The 23875-nt window shown below is 27.1% G+C and carries 24 protein-coding genes; 5 read left to right on the top strand and 19 right to left on the bottom strand.

Translation table 11 applies throughout. The features are described from left to right. Nucleotides 1-24: 24 nt before the first annotated feature. Nucleotides 25-705 carry a formylglycine-generating enzyme family protein gene (locus ACTTAR_RS03230; protein WP_440697674.1) on the bottom strand — a complete coding sequence of 227 codons (681 nt, stop codon included), beginning with the start codon at nucleotides 703-705 and terminating at the stop codon, nucleotides 25-27. Nucleotides 706-709: 4 nt separating this feature from the next. Then, on the bottom strand, nucleotides 710-1534 hold the full coding sequence (locus tag ACTTAR_RS03225; RefSeq protein ID WP_440681762.1) for a phytanoyl-CoA dioxygenase family protein: 825 nt from the start codon (nucleotides 1532-1534) through the stop codon (nucleotides 710-712). A gap of 11 nt (nucleotides 1535-1545) precedes the next feature. On the opposite strand from ACTTAR_RS03225, the gene ACTTAR_RS03220 reads away from it, so the two are divergent. Further along, a complete protein-coding gene (locus ACTTAR_RS03220) occupies nucleotides 1546-2319 on the top strand; it encodes an MOSC domain-containing protein (protein WP_440681761.1) in 774 nt (257 codons plus the stop codon). Here the strand turns inward: ACTTAR_RS03220 and ACTTAR_RS03215 are convergent. From ACTTAR_RS03215 to rpsF, 12 genes are all read right to left on the bottom strand, one after another. Continuing rightward, on the bottom strand, nucleotides 2316-3644 hold the full coding sequence (locus ACTTAR_RS03215) for an MFS transporter (RefSeq protein WP_440681760.1): 1329 nt from the start codon (nucleotides 3642-3644) through the stop codon (nucleotides 2316-2318). The two genes, ACTTAR_RS03220 and ACTTAR_RS03215, sit on opposite strands and share 4 nt — an antisense overlap. Before the next feature lie 31 nt (nucleotides 3645-3675). Next, on the bottom strand, nucleotides 3676-4551 hold the full coding sequence (locus ACTTAR_RS03210; RefSeq protein WP_440697673.1) for a DMT family transporter: 876 nt from the start codon (nucleotides 4549-4551) through the stop codon (nucleotides 3676-3678). Then, a complete protein-coding gene (gshB, locus tag ACTTAR_RS03205; RefSeq protein ID WP_440697672.1) occupies nucleotides 4548-5471 on the bottom strand; it encodes a glutathione synthase in 924 nt (307 codons plus the stop codon). The genes ACTTAR_RS03210 and gshB overlap by 4 nt, the downstream gene beginning before the upstream one ends. Continuing rightward, nucleotides 5461-6756, bottom strand: a complete 1296-nt coding sequence (locus ACTTAR_RS03200) for a glutamate--cysteine ligase (protein WP_440681755.1) — start codon at nucleotides 6754-6756, stop codon at nucleotides 5461-5463. The genes gshB and ACTTAR_RS03200 overlap by 11 nt, the downstream gene beginning before the upstream one ends. A gap of 29 nt (nucleotides 6757-6785) precedes the next feature. After that, nucleotides 6786-7343: an HD domain-containing protein gene (locus ACTTAR_RS03195; RefSeq protein ID WP_440681753.1), complete on the bottom strand. Its 558-nt coding sequence runs from the start codon at nucleotides 7341-7343 to the stop codon at nucleotides 6786-6788. Between the two features lie 3 nt (nucleotides 7344-7346). Beyond that, entirely contained in the window at nucleotides 7347-8828 is a 1482-nt protein-coding gene (gene purF, locus ACTTAR_RS03190; RefSeq protein ID WP_440681751.1) for an amidophosphoribosyltransferase, read from the bottom strand. Further along, complete coding sequence (locus ACTTAR_RS03185) at nucleotides 8782-9327, bottom strand: CvpA family protein (protein ID WP_440697671.1); 546 nt, start codon at nucleotides 9325-9327, stop codon at nucleotides 8782-8784. Before ACTTAR_RS03185 ends, purF begins: the two co-directional genes overlap by 47 nt. Further along, nucleotides 9327-11717 carry an efflux RND transporter permease subunit gene (locus ACTTAR_RS03180; protein WP_440697670.1) on the bottom strand — a complete coding sequence of 797 codons (2391 nt, stop codon included), beginning with the start codon at nucleotides 11715-11717 and terminating at the stop codon, nucleotides 9327-9329. The genes ACTTAR_RS03185 and ACTTAR_RS03180 overlap by 1 nt, the downstream gene beginning before the upstream one ends. 24 nt (nucleotides 11718-11741) lie before the next feature. Further along, nucleotides 11742-13160 carry a replicative DNA helicase gene (locus tag ACTTAR_RS03175; RefSeq protein WP_440681745.1) on the bottom strand — a complete coding sequence of 473 codons (1419 nt, stop codon included), beginning with the start codon at nucleotides 13158-13160 and terminating at the stop codon, nucleotides 11742-11744. 68 nt (nucleotides 13161-13228) lie between these two features. Then, nucleotides 13229-13687 carry a 50S ribosomal protein L9 gene (gene rplI / locus ACTTAR_RS03170; protein WP_440681743.1) on the bottom strand — a complete coding sequence of 153 codons (459 nt, stop codon included), beginning with the start codon at nucleotides 13685-13687 and terminating at the stop codon, nucleotides 13229-13231. A 1-nt stretch (nucleotide 13688) separates the two neighbouring features. Next, complete coding sequence (gene rpsR, locus ACTTAR_RS03165) at nucleotides 13689-13961, bottom strand: 30S ribosomal protein S18 (RefSeq protein ID WP_440681741.1); 273 nt, start codon at nucleotides 13959-13961, stop codon at nucleotides 13689-13691. Further along, complete coding sequence (gene rpsF / locus ACTTAR_RS03160; protein ID WP_440697669.1) at nucleotides 13961-14314, bottom strand: 30S ribosomal protein S6; 354 nt, start codon at nucleotides 14312-14314, stop codon at nucleotides 13961-13963. Before rpsF ends, rpsR begins: the two co-directional genes overlap by 1 nt. 87 nt (nucleotides 14315-14401) lie before the next feature. Here rpsF and fabD point away from each other — a divergent pair, with 87 nt between their 5' ends. From fabD to gmk, 4 genes are read left to right on the top strand one after another with little or no spacing between them, the layout of a single operon-like run. Beyond that, a complete protein-coding gene (fabD, locus tag ACTTAR_RS03155; RefSeq protein WP_440681738.1) occupies nucleotides 14402-15328 on the top strand; it encodes an ACP S-malonyltransferase in 927 nt (308 codons plus the stop codon). Further along, nucleotides 15325-16062, top strand: a complete 738-nt coding sequence (gene fabG / locus ACTTAR_RS03150; protein WP_440697667.1) for a 3-oxoacyl-ACP reductase FabG — start codon at nucleotides 15325-15327, stop codon at nucleotides 16060-16062. The genes fabD and fabG overlap by 4 nt, the downstream gene beginning before the upstream one ends. Before the next feature lie 48 nt (nucleotides 16063-16110). Further along, nucleotides 16111-16350 carry an acyl carrier protein gene (locus tag ACTTAR_RS03145; protein ID WP_008544320.1) on the top strand — a complete coding sequence of 80 codons (240 nt, stop codon included), beginning with the start codon at nucleotides 16111-16113 and terminating at the stop codon, nucleotides 16348-16350. Nucleotides 16351-16357: 7 nt separating this feature from the next. Then, a complete protein-coding gene (gene gmk, locus ACTTAR_RS03140; protein WP_440681735.1) occupies nucleotides 16358-16990 on the top strand; it encodes a guanylate kinase in 633 nt (210 codons plus the stop codon). Here gmk and rsmA read toward each other — a convergent pair. Genes rsmA through ACTTAR_RS03115 form a run of 5 tightly spaced genes read right to left on the bottom strand, consistent with a single transcriptional unit; the run spans nucleotide 16979 to nucleotide 23874 of the window. Next, on the bottom strand, nucleotides 16979-17764 hold the full coding sequence (gene rsmA, locus ACTTAR_RS03135) for a 16S rRNA (adenine(1518)-N(6)/adenine(1519)-N(6))-dimethyltransferase RsmA (RefSeq protein WP_440697666.1): 786 nt from the start codon (nucleotides 17762-17764) through the stop codon (nucleotides 16979-16981). The two genes, gmk and rsmA, sit on opposite strands and share 12 nt — an antisense overlap. Beyond that, nucleotides 17764-18726, bottom strand: coding sequence for a 4-hydroxythreonine-4-phosphate dehydrogenase PdxA (locus ACTTAR_RS03130; RefSeq protein ID WP_440697665.1), 963 nt, complete (start codon nucleotides 18724-18726; stop codon nucleotides 17764-17766). Before ACTTAR_RS03130 ends, rsmA begins: the two co-directional genes overlap by 1 nt. Beyond that, a complete protein-coding gene (locus ACTTAR_RS03125) occupies nucleotides 18716-19654 on the bottom strand; it encodes a peptidylprolyl isomerase (RefSeq protein WP_440681729.1) in 939 nt (312 codons plus the stop codon). Before ACTTAR_RS03125 ends, ACTTAR_RS03130 begins: the two co-directional genes overlap by 11 nt. Continuing rightward, entirely contained in the window at nucleotides 19644-22808 is a 3165-nt protein-coding gene (locus ACTTAR_RS03120) for an LPS-assembly protein LptD (protein ID WP_440697664.1), read from the bottom strand. Before ACTTAR_RS03120 ends, ACTTAR_RS03125 begins: the two co-directional genes overlap by 11 nt. Continuing rightward, complete coding sequence (locus tag ACTTAR_RS03115) at nucleotides 22798-23874, bottom strand: LptF/LptG family permease (protein WP_440697663.1); 1077 nt, start codon at nucleotides 23872-23874, stop codon at nucleotides 22798-22800. Before ACTTAR_RS03115 ends, ACTTAR_RS03120 begins: the two co-directional genes overlap by 11 nt. Between the last annotated feature and the right edge of the window lies 1 nt (nucleotide 23875).

The following is a 23875-nucleotide window of genomic DNA, read 5'->3' as shown; positions in this document are numbered from 1 at the left end:
AAGATTTAATTTTAAAGTAAAATTCTAATCAAAAGCACATCTAAAACCAACATAAATTGCATAGAAATTAGATGGCTTGTATTGTGCTCCACTTTTAGAAGTCTTGGAACCTCCATACCACCAAGAAGCACCGGCTGTTAATGAATTATCATTTTTTTGATCGTCTATCCATTCCCAAACATTTCCTCCCATTGCAACTAAACCATTAATTCCGTCTGGTAGTTTAGTTACATCAATATGTTTGTCATAATTTAGCAGTCCTTGAGAATTCATATTTTTAGCTTCATCCCCACTTGGGTATTTATAGACTTTGCCTTTTTCAAACTCTGAAGAATTAAATACTTGCTGATATGCAGCATAAGACCATTCATCAAAAGAGGGCAGTCTACCATCTATTGATTTACAGTAATCTTCAGCTTCATATCTACTAATATGGACTGCTGGTTCTAATTCACTATCTGGATTTTCACCATATGGAGTTTTATACGTCCAACCAGCTCTTTTTTCCCAACCTGCACCCCATTCATATCCACCACCAGTTTTCTCTGCTTCAGTTATTAAATTATTTTTTTTGGCATAATTTTTAAATTCTTGAATAGTAATTTCATATTTATTTAAAGAAAAGTTTCTAAAATCAATTTTGGGATTTTCAAAAGCAAATGTTTTAGAAAACAAAAATAAACTCAAAATAATTAATTTCTTCATTTAATTAGTAGTTTCCTTTTTTATCTGAACCTTTATAAAAAATATCTTGTAGATTTTGATTTTCTCTTTTTTTAATCAACAAATCTTCTTTATTCATCAATGATTTTGGTCTTTGAATTATCTCATGGTGATGAAATTCATCAACTCCTCTTGCTAATTGAACACTATTTTTGCCTAATACTTGTTTAACATTGGTGCCAATATAACTTTGGATTACAAAGCCAATTCTTCTGTCATTACTTTTGTTTATGCCCGAACCATGAACTATTCTTGGATGGTGCAATGACATTTGGCCTGCAACAAGCTCAACAGACTTAACATCATCATCTGGAACATCATTAACTGTTTGACCTCTCGTTAATAAATTTCCTTCATTAAATTTTTCATCATGATCTCTAATTTCTATATGTGATTTAGGCCACATTTTCATACAACCATTTTCTTCATTTGAATCTGTTAAAGCTACCCAAGCGGTAACCCAATTATGAGGTTCTAAACCAATATATTTTGCATCCTGATGATAACTTACAAAACCTTCTTGATTAGGATTTTTTATAAATAAAGTTGTTCCACATACTAAAATATTTTTTCCAATAATACTTTCTACAGCATCTAATAGTTTTGAATTATGAACTATGGCATCTAGTTTTGGAGAAATTAAATGAGCATTGTATCTTTCAGATTTATCAATTTCATCAGGCATTTCTTTTTCTATTAATTCAATTTCATCCCTAGCTTCTTTAGCTTCTTCTTTTGATAGAATATCAATTGGGGCTATGTAACCTTGATCTTGGTATTCTTTAAGTTGATTTGAATTTAAATTAGCCATATGTTTTTGGAATGAATATTAGCATATCCTCTATTTATTTTTCACCAGTAAAATCAATCTCGTTTCAAAAAATTAATAAATGTGAGATTAAAAAAAATATAGGAATTATTAATGATCGTTTGTTTGCATTCTCAAGATTGTTAAATAGCGGAAAGGCTCAAAAGATGGAACAGGAGCCAAGTGAAAGAAAATTAATCAATTTTCTTACTTTAAAAAATACACCTACGCTTAACAAATATTCATTTGAATTTAATGAGGGAAATCTCGAATTATTTGATAATCAAAAGAAATTAATTTCAATTAATCCTAATAATCCAGAAGAAGTGAGTTTAATAGAACAAGAAGTATTAAATTTAGATGACCAAGTTAAAGGACCAGTATTTTTATTAAAGAATAACCAAAATCCTTTTTTTGATACTAATAGTGGGGGAGAAGTAATGAACTCAATATCTTTGATAAATCACAATAGTATTAAAGACTTTGAAAAGAATATGGGTAAAGAAGTTCAGCATCAAAGGTTTAGAGGAAACTTCTATATTGACGGATTGGACGCTTGGGAAGAGAGAAATTGGATAGGAAAAACTATCAACATTAATAATGTGCCTTTTAAAGTTGATGACCATATTCCAAGATGCTCAGCTACTAATTTGAAACCTAAATCAGGTGAAATAACTTTTAATCTTCCTCAGAAACTTAAAGAATTTTATCAACACATGGATCTTGGAGTTTATTTAATTCCTCTAGAGGATGGTGAAGTATCTATTGAAGATGAAATTATGATTTAATTTGTTGAATTAGGTTCTTCAAATACAGTTTTTGTTTCATTTACAGCGGTATTATCTAATGTTGCTGGAGTATCTGGGTCTAATTCTAATCCAGCAGGTGTAATGGTTGCAGGAACAGGTGTAAATGTAGAGTCTGGATTGTCCACAGTCTCTCTTACTCTCATTCTGTACAAGCCAAATGCACCAATTAAAGCATGAGCTAAAATTAAGAATAGAAAAAATCCATTTAGTTCAAACCATTCCATAAACAACGAACACAATATTGGACCAGTAATTGCACCAACACCAAAGATTAATTGAAGTCCTCCACCGGCAGCAACGAATTTAGATTTTGGAACAAAGTCATTAGTGTGCGCAAGATTTAAAGAAAACAATGGAAGGCATAAACTTGAATAAAGACCAACCGCGATAAAGAAAACTATTTTTTTAAACGCAAATTCATCCATATAATAAATATTTTGGATAGGATCATTAGAAGTTAATATTGATAGCAATGCTAAAGCAGAACTTCCAAATGTTGTTATAATAATTACTCTTCTTCTATCGAACTGATCTGAAAAATATCCAATTGGTCCTTGACCAAATACACCTGCAATCGTTGCAATAAATAATAAAATTGAAGTTTCAAATAAAGTAAGTTGTGCAAGAGTTGCATAAACTGAAATTAAAGAAAAAAATGCAGCATGAATTACTCCAGTGAAAAAAGAACTAAAAGTTCCAAGAGGAGAGATTTGATAAAGTTCTTTAATACTAATTGTTTCAATTTTTTTAAATTTTGGAGCTGGTCTTTTTGTTAATAATATTGGAACAAGCGCTAAAGATAAAAGTACAGATACTAAAATAAAAGGCTCATATGCTTTTGGTTCACTCAAGTTAAGTAACAACATTCCAACTGCAAGACCAAAATAAATTATCATCATGTATGCAGATAATAATTGACCTCTATTCTTATTTGTTGCCCTATCATTTAACCAACTTTCAGTAACAACATAACAGCTAACTAAACTGATACCTGTTATAAATCTACTAACTGTCCACATAAATGGATTTACATAAACTACAGCAAGTAATGCACTAAGTGATGCAAGGGATGCAAATGCTGCAAACACTCTAATGTGTCCTACCTTAGATACAAAATTTGGAGTTGTTCTAGAACCTATAAAGTAACCAACATAATATCCTGACATGAAAATTCCTGTAGTAAAAACACTAAAGTCTTCAAGTACAGACCTAATACCCATTATCTGCATCTGCAGTCCATGAGCTATCATCATGGTTCCAATACCTATAAATAGGGCCCAGGATTTTTTTACTTCTTTTTGCATTTCTAAATTTTAAGTACTAATAAATTGCGGGCTAAGTAGTTTTGGTTTGTGTTTTTTTTATGGCCAGGAATGAGTGAACAGCGATAGTTAAAATGATCACCACTCCTCCTTGAATTGTCTCCATCGAAGGTTGCTCTTTAACAACCATCCACACCCAAATAGGTCCTAAAACTGTCTCCATTAGAAAAAATAGATTTACTTCAGCTCCCGTTATGTATCTTGGAGCTAGTGTTACCAACACAAAAGGAATAGCTACACACAAAATACCCATTGCTGGAATGATATAAATATCATTGTCTTTTAGCTCAAATGTATCAATAAAGAATAAAGCAACTAATGCTACGACCAGTTTACCTATCACAGCTGAAGGAACCAGATTAAGCCTTTTTCCAGCTCTGATAATAGTAGCTCCTGCAGCAAGACCACATGCTGTAATAAATCCTAAAACATCACCAAAAATATTTCCTAATTTGACCGAGTCGTAAAATATATAAAGAACACTTAAAAACGTAATTGCTATAGCAACCAAAGTATTTCTATCTGGTTTTTCTTTTAAAAATATTGCCCCAAAAATAGCTGACAACATTGGAGCAAGTGCGATCATAACAAGCGTGTTTGCAACGTTTGTATTTTGAATTGATAATACAAAAGTAATATTGGTTATAGAAAATGTAATAATGTAAGCAACACCATAAATTGAATTTCCATAAAGTAATTTAAAAAAACTTGATTTATAAATAAACAACATTCCAACAAACACTGTTATAAATGGAATAATGCCTCTATAAAAAACTAATCCCCAAGTATCTACATTTGAAAGTCTAATAAATAAACTATCAGGAGTGAGAAACATCACTGCAACAAAAGCCATTAACGAACCTTTTTGCTGATCAGTTAAATTGTTCATGCTTTTAATTTTTTCCAAAAAGTTTTTGCTAAGTTTATTCCTGATAAATCAAAAAAAGTTTTAAGCCCTGTAGGGGAGGTAACGTTGATATCACCATTTAATTTTTGATCTATAAAATCAATCCCTGCAAAATAAATATTTTCTTTTTTCAAATCTCTTGCAATTAATTTTGAAATTTTGTTTTCTAATTTTGTTAAATTGATATTAATAGGTTTAGCACCTTTACTCATATTGCTTAAATAAGATCCTTTTTTAGGAACTCTAGAAATTGCACCACAAACTTTTCCATTAATAATAAAAACTCTTTTGTCTCCTTTATTGATCTTAGGTAAAAATTTTTGACACATAATATGATCATGTTTTTTAATAAATTTATTTATAAGTTTTGAATTAAATTTATTTAATAAATGAATATCATTGCCACTGTAACTATGGATAGGTTTGATAATTACTTTCTTATGTTTTTTAATAAAATTTTTGATTTCATTTATATCCTGAGAAAACAGTGTATCAGGCATATATTTTAAATATTTTGCTGAATATAACTTTTCAGAAATATTTCTTATAGATGTTGGGTTATTGATTATTTTAACCTTGTTCTTGATAAAATCTAATATGTAAGTAGTTGAAATATATTCTAAATTAAATGGGGGATCTTGACGGATTAAAATAAACTTACACTTTGTAAGGTCTAAAGTTTGTTTTTTAATGATTTTATAAAATTTTTTGTTTTGATAATTGAACTTAATGAAGAAGCCTTTAGCTAAAACTTTTTTGTTAATTATTGATAGATCTTTTGGATCGTAATAAAAAATTTTATATTTGTTTTGAATTTCGTTAGCTAAAAAAACACTAGTATCTGTTATAGGGTTTAAGGTAGAGGGATGATTTCCTTGAACAGCTACAATTCTATTTGTCATATAATTCTTCTAAATTTTCATCTTTAGAAAATTTACTAATCATATGATCTGCATTTGTAGTCTTATTATCAACTACATTTTGCAAGTGATTTAAGAAGATAGTTTCGTTATTTCCTTTTTTGCTAATGATATCTCTATTCTCTAATCCTTTTCTAGAAATGTTCAGAAGAGCAGAAGTCCAATACAATAAGTCTTTACCCATTAATTGAGTATTAAATCCTTTTTGGGGAGCTTCTAAATAAGCATTGATTATTTTATCTGTTTCCCATGAAGAGACTAATTCGTATGCTTCATCTAAATTTCCATACAACATCCCAATATTAAAAGCTGGTCCAGCACATAGGCAATCCCAACCACAGGTATCCATTGATCTAAGCTCAATATATTTCTTCAATCTATTTTCTGTAAAGATTGTACTTAAGTGCGTTGTAAGATCAGATTCAGTTGGAAGTCTATTTCCTATTTCTTCAATCTTCCCATCCATAAAATCTTTAAATGTATATTTTCTACCTGAAATATACAGATCATTATGTTGGATGAATAAAATTGGAAAGTTCATGACAAATTCTGCGTATTTCTCAAAATCTAAATTTTCAAAAAATAATTTAGGCAAACCTCCTCTTGAAGTGCTTTGCCAAACTTTAGATCTGTAAGATAAATAATTACTATTCTTTTTTTCAACTATTGATGAATTTGCAAATAGTGCAATTGAAATTGGAACAATAGAATTAGCTAATTTAAATTTTTTATTAAAATCTTTTTCTGAATTGTAATCAATATTTAATTGTGTTCCACAAGTTCGATACATCATATCTAAGCTAAGCTCTCCACCTAGTGGCATATCTTTTGTCATCAGTTCATAACGTTGCTTAGGATTGTTTGGGATATCTTCTAATTTTGAAATAGGATCAAAGCCAGCACTAACTATTTTGATACCTAATTTTTTTGTGACTTGTTTTAATTCAAATAAATAATCTTGAGACTCTGCACATGCTTCATGCATATGGTTTAACTTGTCACCTGATAATTCAATTTGATTACCAGGTTCCAATGTAATATTTTTGCCACCTTTATTAAGACCAATAATATTTTCTTTTTCAAATACAGGGTTCCAGCCAAACTCAGTTAAGGCTGTAAACATTTCTTTTACTTTTGGATAATCAATTCTTTTGTTTTCTTTGGTGTCGAACAAAAATTTTTCATGTTCAATTCCAATTTTAAAATATTTTGTTTCTTTAATACCTGACTGAAAATATTCTATAATTTGCTCTTTAGTTTTAATCATGGGCTTTAATTAGTGATTTATAAATGAATTTAAAGGTAATAATAAGGTTCTTTTGAGAATATTTTTCTTATTAATGGCGTAAAATCCTCTAAAGACATACTTTTATACTCAGGATCAAATGAACACTGATCATATTTTTCGCAAAAATCTATCGTGTCCTGGTAGTATTTGTGATCTTTAAATTTGTCTCTTGCATTTCTGTCACCACCTAAATGATGAGCACTATAATAAGTTTGAAAAAGACCATGATGAAGAATGATCCAATAAGTTCTTTCAGAAACGTAAGGTCTTAAAATAGAAGCAGCATATTGTGAATGATTCATCGGCGCAAGGTCATCTCCTATGTCATGTAATAAAGTTGCAACAACCATCTCATCATTTTCATTATTTTTAAATGCTCTTGTTGCAGCTTGTAAAGAATGTTCTAATCTTGTGATTTTATATCCTTCTAGCGTTGTAGTTTGCTTCGATAAATAATTAATAATTCTATCTGCTGTCTGTCTTTCAAAATTTTTTTCAAATTTTTCTAGTAGCTCATAATCCTCTTTGGAGCCATTTTTCATTTCAGTAAAATTTACTGTTTTCATATTTTAATTATTAGATGCTGTACTTAATAATGAAAGTTGAGTTATTTTATTATCTCCCAATTCATCAACAGGTTTAACTGGGTAATCACCAGTAAAATAATGGTCAGTTAATTGAGGATAAGCCTCATTTCTTTTGTCAAAACCAATTGCTCTATACAATCCATTAATAGATAAAAATTTAAGTGATTTTGCTCCAATATATTCACAAATTTCCTCATTAGTTTTATTTGCTGCTAATAACTCTTTTTTAGTTGGAGTATCTACACCATAAAAATCTGGATATCTGATTTCAGGACAAGCAATTCTGACATGAACTTCTTTTGCACCGGCATCATATAACATTTTAACAATCTTATAAGAGGTAGTTCCTCTAACTAACGAGTCATCAATTAGGATAATTTTTTTATCTTTAATTGTGCTTTGGTTTGCATTTAATTTTAATTTTACACCTAAACTTCTAATTTGCTGACTTGGTTCAATAAAAGTTCTTCCAACATAGTGATTTCTAATTAGACCATGTTCAAAATTCATTTTTAAGTGTTGCGCAAAACCAAGTGCTGCAGCGTTACCAGAGTCTGGTACAGGCACCACTATATCTGCATCAACATCATTTTCTTTTGCAAGTTCTTTTCCTAGATTTTTTCTATGTTCATAAGCTGTTTTGTTATCAAGTAAACTGTCTGGTCTTGAAAAATAAATATACTCAAACACACATGGTCTTACTTTTTTAGGAGGGAAGGGTTTGATGCTAGTTAGTTCATCATTTTCTATTAGCACTATTTCACCATTTTCTACTTCTCTAATAAATTTAGCTCCAATGATATCTAATGCACAAGTTTCAGAAGCTAACACATAGCTACTTCCTAATTTTCCAATCATCAATGGTCTAATTCCATATGGATCTCTTACACCTATTAAAGATTTTTGGGTCATCATTACTAATGCATATCCTCCTTGGATTTGGAATATGGCATCAATAACTTTATCAATAGTTTTTGATCTCTTAGATTTAGCAATTAACTGAACTATGGTTTCTGTATCAGAGGTAGTATAAAAAATTGCTCCTTCTTCTACGAGTTTATTTCTTAAAGAGATTGAATTTGTTAAGTTTCCGTTATGTGATACCCCAATTCCACCTGCATTAGTATCTGCAAAAAAAGGCTGGATATTTCTTAAAATATTATTGCCAGTAGTACTGTATCGGTTATGTCCAATAGCATAATTACCCTTTAGATTTTTTAAAACTTTTTCTTTATTAAAATTATCTCCAACTAAACCAAATCTTTTTTCTGAATAATATTTTTCACCATCAAAAGTAACAATTCCACAACCTTCCTGGCCTCTATGTTGTAGTGCGTGCAAACCTAAAGCTGTTAATGCAGAAGCGTCTTTTGCATTGCTTATACCAAATACTCCACATTCTTCTTTTAATTTTGGATCAAATATCTTCAATTTTTTCTTTAGATTCTTGATATGTTTTTTCATTAGGGAATTCTTTTATCAGATAATTACTACCTTTTTCTAAATATGGAAAGGTGTATGATTTATCTAAATTTATTGGCCATTTATCGTAGTTATAAACAATATGTACACCTGAAAATATACAAACAGAAATAATATATGCTTTTACAAACCCAAAAAAGAATCCAAAGGTAGTGTCTAAGCCTCCTATACCAGTATATTTTACAGCTTTACTGATACCTTTGTTAACTAATAAGACTAAAAAGATAACAATTATAAATATTGCAATTCCAAGACCTATATCGAGAACATATTCATTGTCGATTATATCTTCAAAATAAGGTTTTATACGTGGAAATAAAATTAGAGTAATAACATAGGCTAGGAGCCATTTTGCCATTGAAAGGATGCTTAAGACAAACCCTTTTCTGTAACAACTTGTTAAAGACCATACGGTTATTACGATATAGATTAAATCAATAATAGAGGATGCTTGATAAAAATCTTTAAGAGCATCTACCATTAGGCATTTTTACCAAAGGGTTTAGCTACCAATATCAATGCTGGCAGCAAAGTTAATACTGATATCATTGCAAGTAACATTGCAAGACCTGTAAACATTCCAAAATAAATTGTTGGTATAAATTTAGATAATACCAAAATTGAAAAACCAAAAACAATGGTGATTGAGGTATTTAAAATTGCAACCCCAACTGTTGAGTGACATGTTTTTAAAGTTTTGTTGTAATCTTTTAGTTTGCTAAATTCTTCCTTGAACCTGTAAATATAGTGAATGCTGTTATCTACAGCTATACCGATTGTAATTGCAGCGATTGTGATAGTCATCATATCCAATGGAATTCCTAACAAACCAATAATTCCTAAAATAAAGAATGCAGCTATAAAATTTGGTACAACTCCAATTAATGAAAGTTTTATATTTCTAAATAAAATAATGAACATTGAAAAAATACCAATCATAACTAAACCAAGTGTTAAAATTTGTGACTTAAATAAACTTTGTAACAAATTATTAAACAATATTAATACTCCTGCTAATTTGTAATCATCTTTTTCTAAACCTAATTCATTTTCTAGATCAAAATTAATTTTATTAATTAAGTCATTTCTTCTTAAATTTTCTTGCGAGTCTATAATTCTAAGACTAACTCGAGCTTCATTATTTTCTATTGATAGATATGGATCAATTATTTCTGTTTTAATACTTTCAGGTATTTTTGAATATAATACTCCCATCTCTAAAGTACCAAGTGGATTATTGTTATTCAGTTGGGTTGCAACATCTATGATTGATGAAAAAGATAAAACTTTACCAACTTGTGGAAGACTATCTAAATAATTGTGAACAGATGTAATTCTATCTATTTTATCTTTAGTAAACCAATACTTTTCATCATTAGCATTTTCTTCATCTCCCCAATCTTCAAACTCATCATCATCTTCTAATTTGTTTTCTTCTTTTTTAGGAAACTTTAAAATAACTTCTAAAGGAGTAGTTCCACCTAGCTGCTCATCAATTAGTTTCATCCCTTTATAGATTTCAGTATTTTTATCAAAATAATTTATAAAACTGTTTTCAACTTCTAACTTACTTATACCAATTACACTCAAGACAATAACAATCCCAGTTGCAGAAAAAATTGTAAATTTATTATTTAAAGAAATCGAACCTAGTATTGATGTAATTTTAGAATCTTGTTCTTTTTTTAAGGCCACATTTCTATTTGAAGTAAAATTTAAAAGAGTAGGGAGTAAAGTAAAAGTAATTATAAAAGATGTAATCAAACCAAAAGTCATCATCCATCCAAAATCTATAATAGGTTTAATTTCACTAAAGATTAAAGATAAGAAAGCCAAAATTGTTGTTAAAACTGTATACAATATAGGCCAAAACATTTTGCTTGTTGTTAGAGAAATGATTTCAAAGTTATTTTTTGATGGAAAATTTTTTTTAAGCTGAAGAAATCTTGTGCTCATATGAATATTCATCGCCATTGTAAGAATAAGCATTAAAGCAATAAAGTTTGATGATATAACAGTTACTTTCCATCCAAGTAATCCTAGTAGACCCATCATGATAATAACGGAGAAAAAACAACTACTAATAGGAACAATAATCCAAATTAGATTTCTAAATACAAACCAAAGAGTTGCAATAATAAATAGTAAAACTCCAATACCAAATACAATGATATCACTTTTTATAAAAGTCATCATATCGTCTGCAATCATTGGAATTCCACCTAAGTAAATTTTTCCAACGTCTACATAACTTTGAATTACTTGTCTTATCTCTAAAATATTTTGATGATTTTGTTTTTTGATTTGATCTTTATAATTTTCAATTTCATTTTTTGATTTGTTATCAATATCCTCTAATTTATTATTTTCCTTAATATTAACTATAATACCACTCGTTTTACCATTTTCGCTTACAACAAAGTTTCTAAATACAGGACTGTTTAAGATTTCTTCAAAACCTCTTTTTCTATCAACATCTTCATCTTTTAAAGTTTTAAAACTTTCCAATCTTTCTTGAAGAGGAGCGTCTGAATTATCTAATAAAGGAATATCTAACAGAGTGATAACGCTATGAACCCAATCTAAACTCTGAATTTTATATTTTAAACTTAATAGGTTGTTGATGGAGGAGTCGGTTATCATTCCCTCTTTAGGTGTATAAGTAAGGATTAAAAACTCTTTCGAACCATATCTTTTTGAAACCTCTTGTAAATATGCAAGATCTGGATCACCATCTATTAGCAGGGTCTCTGATGAGGCATCTAGCCTAAAATCTTTTGTATAATTACCAAAACTTAAAATAGCAAATAACAGTATAATAAATATTGCCTTAGGATTTTTTAAAATTAAGTTTTGATACAGTTGAGCCATCTTTCAAGCTCTTTATATTGGAAATTAACTTAATTGAGTATCCTTAAATTTTGTAAATCTTTCCTCAAATTCAAGAGTTACATTACCAATTGGACCATGTCTTTGTTTTCCAATTATAATTTGTGCTAAATGAGCAACTTCATTCATTTTTGCCTGCCATTCAGCGTGTTCGACTGTAGCTTCTCTTGGTTCTTTTCTTTGTAAATAATACCCTTCTCTGTAAACAAACATAACTACATCAGCATCTTGCTCGATAGATCCAGATTCTCTCAAATCTGCAAGTTGAGGTTTGTGATCATCTCTTTGTTCAACTTGTCTGGATAATTGAGATAAAGCAACAACTGGTACAGAAAGTTCTTTTGCAATTGCTTTAAGTCCTTGTGTTATTTGAGATATTTCTTGAACTCTTCCATCTTTATTAAAAGTTGTACCTCTCATTAATTGAATATAATCAACAACAATCATATCAAGACCAAATAGTCTTTTTATACGTCGAGCTCTATTGCTTAACGCGGCTATACTTATTGCAGGTGTTTCGTCAATATAAAGAGGAAGTTCTGATATATTTTTTGATGTTTCTAAAAATTTATCAAATTGATCGTCAGAAATTCTCCCTCTTCTAATATCATTTGAACTTATTCTAGCTTGTTCAGAAATAATTCTTGTAGATAATTGTTCAGATGACATTTCTAAAGAGAAGAAAGCTATAGAGGATTTTTTTCCACTATCTTGTAATTTTTGTGCAGCATTGAAAGCAATGTTAGTTGCTAAAGAAGTTTTACCCATTGAAGGTCTTCCTGCAATAATAATTAAATCTGATTGATGTAAGCCACCAAGTTTATCATCTAAATCTCGTAATCCAGTTGGTACACCTACTATTCCTTCTTCATTTTTATAAGCTGCTGAGGCCATTTCAATTGTTTGCTTCATAGCCTCATCAAATTTTACTAATGAGGAATTAAATGAACCTTTTTCTGCTAAATCAAAAAGTAATCTTTCTGAATTTTCAATAATTGTTTGTCCATTGCTATCTAAATCATTTAATTTTGCACTATCAATAGTTTGTTCAGAAATTTTAATTAATTCTCTTCTCACAAACATATCGTAAATAATTTTTGAGTACTCTAAGGCTTGCCTAACTGATGTGGAAAATTTTGTAATCTTAACTAAATATTCAGGTACATTTATTTCATCTTTTTCATCTTCAAAATAATTTTTAAGAGTAATAGGATTTGCAAGCATTCCCTTATAAATAAGACTCTCAATTGCTTCAAAAATTTTTTGATGCATTGGGTCATAAAAATTAATACTTGAAATAATTGTATTTACTTCATCAAAAATATCATTGTTCACAAGAATAGAGCCAATTACAGCTTGCTCAGCCTCTATATTATTAGGCAGTTCTTTAAACTGATCTTTAACAATGCTTAAGTTATTTTCCATAAATAAAATTTACAAAAAAAATTTTTAAATTAACAATGGAAATTATTGTTGGGGAAAAGAGTGTATAATTATTGAATTGAGTCTGCAGAAGAAACATTAATAACTATTTCTGCATCAACTTCAGAGTGTAAAGAAATTTTTACTTTAAATTTCCCTAATGCTTTTATTTCTTCAACTGGTTGTATCATTGAAGGTTTAATTTCAATTTTATTTTCATTCTGAATAAGTTTTGATATTTCAGTTGGCTTAACTGATCCGTATAATTCATTATTTTCAGTACTTAGTTTTTTTACAGAGTACTCTTTATTATTAATTTGTTCAGAAATTTGAATAGCTTCTTTTTTCTTTTCATCATCTTTTTTAGATAATTCTGATTTTATTTTCTCAACTTCTTTTATGTTTTCTTTTGATGCATATAGGGCTTTTTTATTTGCTATTAAAAAATTTCTAGCAAAACCTCTTTTTACATCTATAACTTCACCAATAGATCCAATTCTTTTTACGTTTTCTAATAAGATAACTTTCATTTTATAATAATGCTAGGTTTCTAGCTCTTTTAATTGAAAGAGATAACTCTCTTTGTTTTTTTTGTGAAACATTTGTAATTCTTGAAGGTAAAATTTTACCATTCTCAGATACATATTTTTTTAATAATTTAATATTTTTGTAATCTACAACAGGCGCACCTTTCACTGATAAAGGACAAGTTTTTTTAAATTTATATTTGTTCGGTTGAAAAATACTTAATTTTGCAAAGTTACTTTGTTTACCTTTTTTATTTCCACTTTGTCTCTTTGGCATTAGTTTTTAGCGCTCACTTTTTTTTCACTATCTTCTTTTTTCCCAAAATAGTTTGTTTCTAAATCAAATTTTTTTACTCTAACTGTTAGATATCTTAATAATTTTTTATCGATAGATTCGTTTTTTTCCAATTCATCAATTACATTCCCTTTACCTTTAATTTTAAAATGAATGTAGCTACCTTTTCTGTTTTTTTTAATCAAATAAGATAAGTTAAGAAGTCCCCAGTTCTCTGTTTTAACAACTTCGCCATCATTTTTTTCCACAATTTTTGAATACTTTTCAGTTAATTGCTTTAATTCACTTGGTGAAGTATCTTGTCTAGCTATAATAGTATGTTCGTATAAATTCATTTAAGTTCTTTAATAAAAAGTGAGGATATACTATTATAAAAGTTCAATTACAATAGTTAAAAAGGCAAAATAATTAGTTTTTTTTATATGTTTTCTGTAATTTTTCCAGGTCAAGGATCTCAAATAGTAGGGATGGGAAAAGAATTTCATGACAAGTTTGATCTTGTTAAAAAACTATTTAAAGAGGCTGATGAAACGCTTAATTTTTCAATATCCAAGCTTATTTTTGAAGGCCCAAAAGAAGATTTAGATCTAACTATCAACACTCAGCCAGCTATTTTTTTAATAAGTTATTCAATTTTCAATGTTATTAAAACTGAATTTAATATTGATTTAAATAAAGCAAAATATTTTGCTGGTCATTCATTAGGAGAATATTCAGCTTTATCTTGTGCTGGGTATTTAAAATTTTCAGATACTTTAAAAATATTAAGAGTTAGAGGGGATGCAATGCAAAATGCAGTTCCTAAAGGACAGGGAGGAATGGTCGCTGTGCTAGGCTCTACTGTTGAAACAATAGAAAAAATTCTTCTAGAAAATGAAAATAATTTTAAAGCTCAAATTGCAAATGATAATTCTGAAGGTCAAATTGTTTTAAGTGGTAAAACAGATGATTTAGAAAAGTTAATGAAGGTGCTAAAAGATAATAATGTTAAAAATATTAAACTACCAGTAAGCGCACCATTTCATTGTAGTTTGATGAATAACGCTACAAAGATAATGACTGAGGAATTAAATAAATTAAATTTTGGAAATTCAGAAAACAAATTGATTTCAAATGTAACTGCTGAAGAAATTAAAAATTCTGAAGATTTAAAAGAATTATTAATAAAACAAATAGAAAATAGAGTAAGATGGAGAGAAAGTGTAATTAATATGATTAATAATAAAGTAAATCATTTTATAGAAATTGGGCCTGGAAAAGTATTGTCAGGTCTTGTAAAGCGAATTAATCGAGAAGTAAAAATTGACACAATTAATAATACAGAAGATATTGAAAGTCTAAAAATATGAATGATTTAAAAGATAAAAATATTATAGTTACTGGAGCATCTGGTGGTATTGGAAATTCAATTATTGAAAAATTTATTGAAACCGGCGCGAATATACTAGCTACAGGTACTAGAATTGAAAAATTAGAGGAATTAAAAAGTAAATATAGCCAAATTAAAATATTAAAATTTGATATTTCACAAAGTGATAAAATTGAAGAATTTATAGATAATGCAATTACCGAATTAGGTGGAAGTTTAGACTGCTTAATTAACAATGCTGGGGTCACTCAAGATAATTTAGCCATAAGAATGAGTCTTGATGAATGGAAAAAGGTTATTGATATAAATTTGACCTCTACTTTTTTACTTAGCAAAGCAGCAATAAAAAAAATGTTAAAAAATAAATCAGGAAAAATTGTAAATATTACTTCTGTAGTAGGACATACAGGCAATCTTGGTCAAGCAAACTATACAGCATCTAAAGCTGGGATTGTTGCAATGTCCAAAAGCTTAGCGATTGAATACGCAAAAAAAAATATAAATATTAACTGCATTTCCCCAGGTTTTATTCAAACAGCGATGACAGATAAACTGGATGATAAATTCAAAGAAGCAATTATATCTAAAATTCCATCAGCACGTTTAGGAGAGCCAGCAGATATAGCTAATGCTGTTGTATTTTTGTGCTCAAACAAAGCAAGTTATATCAATGGAGAGACATTACATATCAATGGTGGAATGTATATGGCTTGACAAAATAGCTTTTTGAACTATTAAGAATTTATAACAAAAAGGATCAATATGTCAGAAGACGTTTCAAGCAAAGTAAAAAAAATTGTAGCAGATCACCTAGGTATTGATGAAGCTAAAGTAACCGAAGAATCAAGTTTTATTGATGATTTAGGCGCTGATAGTTTAGATACTGTTGAATTAGTGATGGCTTTCGAAGAAGAATTTGGATCTGAAATTTCAGATAGTGAAGCAGAGAAAATTTTAACTGTAGGAGACGCGGTTAAATTCATCGAAGGAAAAGCAAACTAATTTACTAATGCCCTCGCAAAACGATGGGGTAATGATAATTTTATCATCTCCTTCGGGAGCTGGTAAAACCACGTTAGTAAAAAAATTATCAAAATTAGATAATTACGAAATCTCTATATCTCATACCACAAGACAACCAAGAGCAAATGAAACTCAAGATGAGGATTATTTTTTTGTTAATGAGGAAGAATTTAAGAGACTGATTAAAAATGAAGAATTTCTTGAGTACGCAAAAGTTTTTAAAAATTATTATGGCACTACAAGAACACCAGTTATTGATAAGTTAAATAAAAGTAAAAATGTTTTATTTGATATTGATTGGCAAGGAGCAGATCAAATTAAAAATAAAAAATTAGATTATAAATTAATTACTTTTTTTATATTACCCCCTAGTAAAGAAATTTTATTTGAAAGATTGTCAAACAGACATATGAAAGATAAATTAATTGCTGAAGAGAGAATTAAGCAATTTGAACGAGATGTACTGCATTGGATAAATTATGATTATGTAGTTATCAATGATGATTTAGACAGTTGTTTTTCAAAAATTAAAAATTTAATTGAGGCTGAAATAAATAATGGATCAAAAGATTATGATGCTAATTTTATTAGAAATCATGTTGAGAAATTAACACATTAAATTTTCATATTCTTTTGTTAGTTGATAATAAGTTTCATAATCTAAATTTTGTGGCCTTAAGTTTAGATTAATTTTTAATTTTTTTAATATATTTTGATTTCCATTAAAAATTTGGTTGTAAGGTTTTTTAAGCATTTTTCTTCTATGATTAAAAAATGTTCTTGTAATTAATTCTAGATTATTTGAATTTAACTTGTGAAATTTACTTTTGGGTGTGAAAAGTAATAAAGAACTATCAACCTTTGGTTTAGGAAAAAATGAACCTGGTTTAATATCACATATTTTTTCTATTTTAAGTTTCCAGTTGCTCATAATAGATAATCTTCCATAATTCGATGAATTATATTTAGCTATAATTCTATCCGCTACTTCTTTTTGAAACATAAGTATTAGATAATCAAACCAGCAATTATAACTATCAAATCCAACAATCCACTTAATTAGAATTTCTGTAGAAATATTGTAGGGAAGATTCCCAAATACAATTATTTTTTCTTCTGATAAAGATTTTTCATCAAATTTTAAAATATCCTTATTAAATATAGTTATATTTTCTTTAAAATTATTATTTAGCTGTAGTGCTAATTCATTATCTTTTTCTACAACAAAAATTTTTTTTGGATTTTTTTTTAAAATAGATGAGGTTAAGTTTCCTGTTCCCGGACCTACTTCTAAAATTATTCTATCTTGGATGTCTATTATATTTGCAATTTTTTCAATAATATTTTTATCAATTAAAAAATTTTGACCTAAGCTTTTTTTTGCTTTAATCACTAAAAATCTAGAAACTGAATTGAGTTTAGCAAGCTAGTATAATCTGATTTTTTTTTGCCTAACATCTTTTCATTTGGACCATGATCAGGTGAAACTCTTATAAAAGGCAAACCTACCGTTAAATTAATTGCATCATATTCATATAAAGTTTTAATTGGGGCTAAAACTTGATCATGATACATGCCAATAATTAAGTCATATTTTTCTCTATTTGATTTTATGAAAATAGTGTCTGCCGATAAAGGTCCGTTAATATCAATTTTTAATTTTTTTAAAATTTTAACTGTTGGCAAAACAATTTTTTTATCTTCATTAAATTTATCACTACTTTCACAATGTGGATTTAGTCCTGTAATGGCAATTTTAGCTTTTTTATTAAAGTAATTTTTCCAAAACTTATCAATAATTTTTATTTTTGATAATATTGTTGACTTATTTATTTTTTTCGAGACAAACTTTAACGGTTCATGAGTAATTATAGGGCTTACAGATAATTTTTTATTGAAAATTACCATAGCAAAATTTTTGGTATTTGTTTTGTGGGCCAAGTACTCTGTTATTCCAATAAATTTATTTTTTAAAAAATTTTCTTTCGAAATAGGACCATTGATAAATTTATTAGTCACATTGGTTTTCATTAAATTTAAACCAATTTTGAAGCAATTTTCTATATATTTATTTGATTTATCTGAAATTTTATCAAAGGCTTTTGGTTGGTTAAATTCTACATCTATTAAATTTAATTTTTTATACTTATATTTATTATTTAGGATATTCTCTATTTTTATTTCGTTAAATTCAATTTTAAGCCTTAATGCTAAAGCTTGTTTTAACAATATTTTTTTTGAACATATTAATATAATTGAACTTTTAAAATTATGTTTGTTCAACGTTCTTATAAAAATTTCTGAAAAAATACTATTAGGCTCACCAGCAACAATGACTATTGGTTTAAATTTCATTAATTTCAATGTCTGATTTTATTTTATTAAAATAAATGATCGAAAATTGATTTAGTTGATTATTTTTTGTTATATTAATTAAATTTTCTAATTCTTTTTCCTCATTTTTGATAATACCTTCAATTTTTTTTACATCATTTAGCTGAAGAACCACAAAACCACCTGAAACCATTATAGGCTCAGAATACTCATTAATTTCCATTTTTTTAACTACATCTTTGATTTTTTGGTTTAATGAATTTGAATCAATCCAATCAAGCTTCCCACCCATACTTGATGTGCTGGATGAACTGTATTTTAGTGCTGCACTTTCAAAACCTTTTTCTAATATTATTTTTTCAATTTCTTTATACTTTTGATTTATGTCCTTAGTTTGTTTAACTTCATAAAATATCTCTGATAACAAATATGATTTATTTGTTTCATTTATATTTTTTCTTATTTTTTCTCTTAATTTTATTTCATCAATTTTAACTTTATCTGAAAATTTTATATAAATTAATTCATTCCAAAGAGCTTCAATTTCTATTTTTTTTAAAACATCAGAGTGCTTAATCTCTTTACTCTTTAAGTAGTTTTTAAATTCTACTTCGTCTAAAATACCTAATTTAGAATATATATTTTTTGTAAGTTTTTTTAAGTATTCTAATGGTAATTCAGCTTTTTGAAAGTTTTTTGAAATTTCAATTTTTTTTATTTTTTCTTGTATCACTGATTTTTTTGATATTTCATACAATTCATTATTATTTAAATTTTCTATGCCTGGGTTTAAAGCTTTAAGGTAATTTAGCTCATTTTCTAAATCATAACTTGTGATAATTTTATTATCTACTTTTAAAATTATTTTGTTCTCGAAAGTAAAAGCTAAAGAGTAATTGCAAATAAGTGCAATTAATAAAATTAAAAATTTTATTCTTTTAATTTTCATACAACCTTCTCTCATAAGTAGTAAGAGGAATTAGTGTTACAGTTAAAAATAAATTTTCAGATGGTTTTAAATCATTATCTTGATAGAAAGTTTTGTTATATTTGATACCAGCAGTTAAGCAATCATTTTTATATTCATAACTTAAATCATAATATTCTGTTAGCGATAATTTTTTATTTCTTCTTGTTGAAAACGAAAATGAATTATTTTCATCTAACATGTAAGAAGTTTTATTATTTATTAGATGATTTGACCCGATCAAGTTTCTTTCTTCTAGAAAATTAAATTCTGTAACAAAATTATTAACTTTTATTTCAGTATTGATTGAATGTGATTCAAATGTTTTAAAATTGTTGTCTATTGAAAAGTCATATCCAAAATTAATGTTTTTGTTCAAATTAGTGTTGATTGATCCAAATAAATTTGAATTCTTGTGATTAAGCGTACTGCTTGAGGGAATGTTTTTTTCAAATTTATCTCTTATTACTGTGGCTAACTTAAGTTCTACAAATTTATTTTCTGTGTCATTTTCATTTATACTTTCTAGTTTATAATCCACACCTAGTGTAAGAGATTTTCCTGTTTCCAGCGTATCACTTAAACCCAATCTATTAAGTTCAAATATATTACTTGTTGTGATTGATTTTTTTGAAGTGCTATAATTCTTCATATTTTTATTGGGATTTAATCTAAGAGATAACTTCGGAGTTAATATTTCTTTTGAATTTTCCTTTTTTTTAATTAGTGGCAAGCTTGAGGCTATTTCAAAAATATTCATTGCCTCAATTCTTGGTGAAGATTTGTAATTTGGATCATTTTTTCCAACTGAATTTAGATTTTTAAAATATAAATTAAAATTATTTTTAATCCCATTATTTGAAATAAAATTAATTGAACTATATCGCACATCATTTGTTACAGAAGTCCTTAAATTATTAGTATTTTTTAAACGATTGTCACCAGATGAAGAAAAATTAATTGATCCATTAAAACTATTTAAATCAAAACTTCTATTGAAATTATAAGAAGGCAGAACATATTGATATCTGTCACTATGCTTTTGTCCTAAATTTTCATAGATTTTAAAACCGGTTGTTAAATTATAATCCTTATGGTCAAAGTTGTAATCCACTCTTGTTTGCATAATATTTTTGTCATTAGGCATCACCGGACTAGGGAATAAATTATTTTGAAATACTTTGAGGTATGTATCGTTATTCACTCTTTCAATCTGTAAGTCTAGTTCACTATTTATGAAATCTGGAAAATTTAAATCTTTCTTAAAATCGACAAATAAATGATTAATATTTTTCTTCTTATTGTCAGCAGAGGACTTGTAACCTTTAGTTAGACTAAAATCAGTTATTAGAGATGAATATTTTGTTTTTTTTCTAAATTCATTTTGAAAAATAACTTTATCGTCAAAAATTGTTGGTTTGAATGTGTAGTCTTGGTCAGTTCCTATGGTTTTAAAGTAAGGAATATAAACTGATGAACCCAAAGTTTTTGATCTATTAAATTGTGGTTGTAAAAATCCAGTTCTTCTATCTACTGTAGGATCAGGATGAAAAAATTTTGGAAAATACATAACAGGAATATCATAAATCTTAAGTACAGCATTTTTATAAATTAAATCTCTTTTAATTTTATCGTGTGTTATTTTTTCTGATTTTATACTCCAAGGGGGACAATTATCGTTTAATTTACAGCTTGTGAAAATGCCTTTATTAACTATTGTAACTTCATCATTTCCAATTGATGATGATCCGTAAAGTCTAGGATCTTGATTTTCATTATTGAAAATACTTTTATGTATTTTGATTTTAGTATCTTTTGATTTAAAACTATTATCTTCAAAATCAAAAAAACCCTCTGCAAAAAAATAATTATCTTTTTTATTATTATCAACTTTTGTGATTAAATTAATATTAATTGCTTTTAAAAGTTTATTGTCTAAATGATATAGAAAGTTATTGGCTATATATTTATTCTCATTGTCATCGATAATTGTAGATTTATTTTTTGATGATATTTCTTTATTTTTTTTATCATATAAAACATTTTTAGATATAAAATCATACTTATTTTCTATTTTAGCTGAGGATTTTCCTTCAGTAAAAATTATTTCTTCATTTTTTAGGTAAGTTGCTTTGTCTGAAATTATTATTGTATTTTTTTCTTTATCTACAAATTTCACATTATTATCTGCACTTAAGATGTTTTTGTTTCTCTCGAATTTGAAATTTTTAGCTACAATAGTGTTATTTAAATTAACAGCTTTAGAATTCCCGTATGTTGTTACAATATCTTCATTTTTTAGGTAAGTTGCTTTGTCTGAAAAGATAGTAAACTGATCTTTTTTATCTACAAATTTCACATTATTATCTGCACTTAAGATGTTTTTGTTTCTCTCGAATTTGAAATTAGAAGCGGTTATTGTGTTTTCTTTATTTACACCCCTTGAGTTTCCTTCAGTAAAAATTATTTCTTCATTTTTTAGGTAAGTTGCTTTGTCTGAAAAGATAGTAAACTGATCTTTTTTATCTACAAATTTCACATTATTATCTGCACTTAAGATGTTTTTGTTTCTCTCGAATTTGAAATTAGAAGCGGTTATTGTGTTTTCTTTATTTACACCCCTTGAGTTTCCTTCAGTAAAAATTATTTCTTCATTTTTTAGGTAAGTTGCTTTGTCTGAAAAGATAGTAAACTGATCTTTTTTATCTAAATATTTTACCTTACTATCAGCGATTAATATATTTTGTTTAATATCTAAATTAAAATTTTTGGAAGTAATTATATTGTTTTGACTTACAGCTTTAGAATTACCATTTGCAAAAATTATTTCTTCATTTTTTAGGTAAGTTGCTTTGTCTGAAAAGATAGTAAGATTGATATTTTTATCAAAAAATTTAACATTTCCTGAAACGTTGAGAATATTTTGTGATTTATTATACACAAAGTTTTCTGCAGTTATTTCATGTCCATTATAAGTTTCAGCTTTACCATTTTTGGAACCAATTATTAAATTTCCATCATCTGAAATTTCAATTTCAGTAATATTAAATTTGAATTGTTCCTCTGCATTTGAAATATTATCAGAAATTATCTGCAAAAATAAAATTAAAACTATAATTAAAAAATTACTTTTCATTTATATTGATTAACATTAAAGAATTAATAATACATAAAATTATTATGGGAGAAAAAATAGCAATAATAAGTGGTATTTTTTCAGTCACACCTAAAACACTAAAAAAGTTACTTATATAGTATACAATCACTGATAAAAATAATCCTATAACAATTTTTAAAGAGTTACCTTTAAAACTCTTTGTATTAAACATTATTATTGATGAAAGTATTGTCATTAGCATCAAATATAATGGATATACAAGTATTTTATTTATTTGCAGATCAACATCCACCAATGAATAACTAAGTGATTTATAATTTTTTCTTAAATCAAATAGTTTTAAAATTGATAAAGAAGATAAATTTGAAAACAAAGATTCAATTTTTTTTTGATTAAAATTTGTATCAAATTCTATTAATTGAATTTTTTTATTAGTGTTGTTTTCATATATAGATGCATCATAAATAAGCCACTTATTTTTTTTTATATCTACCTTGTTACTTCTTATATTTTTTATAAGTTTATAATCTTTATCGAAAGTTGATATAAAGGTTTCTGATAAAATATTATTATTTATTTTTGAGGCGTTAATTATACTTATCTGATCATCAACAATATCTTTAATCCAAAGACCATTTTTATTTATGACAGCTAAATAATCAGATTTGTCAGCAGAATATTGATTTTTTATCTCTAAATAATAGCTCTGTAAAGTTGACGATAAATTATAAAATATAACAATTGCTATAATACCCATTGAAAAACTTAGAACACTCAAAATATAAATTATCTTTATATTTTTTAATCCAGAATATTTAAAAATATTAATTTCATCATTATTGAAAAGTTTTATAAAAAAAAACTGAGCAGCAATTAAAAAAATAAAAGGAAACATTTCAAATATTATTGATGGTGTGTTCATTAATGACAAATAAATTGGGTAAAATGATCCAACATTTTTGTTACTAAAAAATTCTATTTCTTGGAGAATATTTAGAATAAATACAAGACTAAGCATCACTAAAAAAACGTTTAAAAATGATTTTAAAAAACTGATTATTATAAATTGTATATGTGTTTTCATA

The organism is Candidatus Pelagibacter sp. HIMB1709, from assembly GCF_052047635.1.
Classification (GTDB): Bacteria; Pseudomonadota; Alphaproteobacteria; order Pelagibacterales; family Pelagibacteraceae; genus Pelagibacter.
The sequence above is the reverse complement of the archived record's forward strand: the minus strand, read 5'-3'. Positions and strand labels throughout refer to the sequence as shown.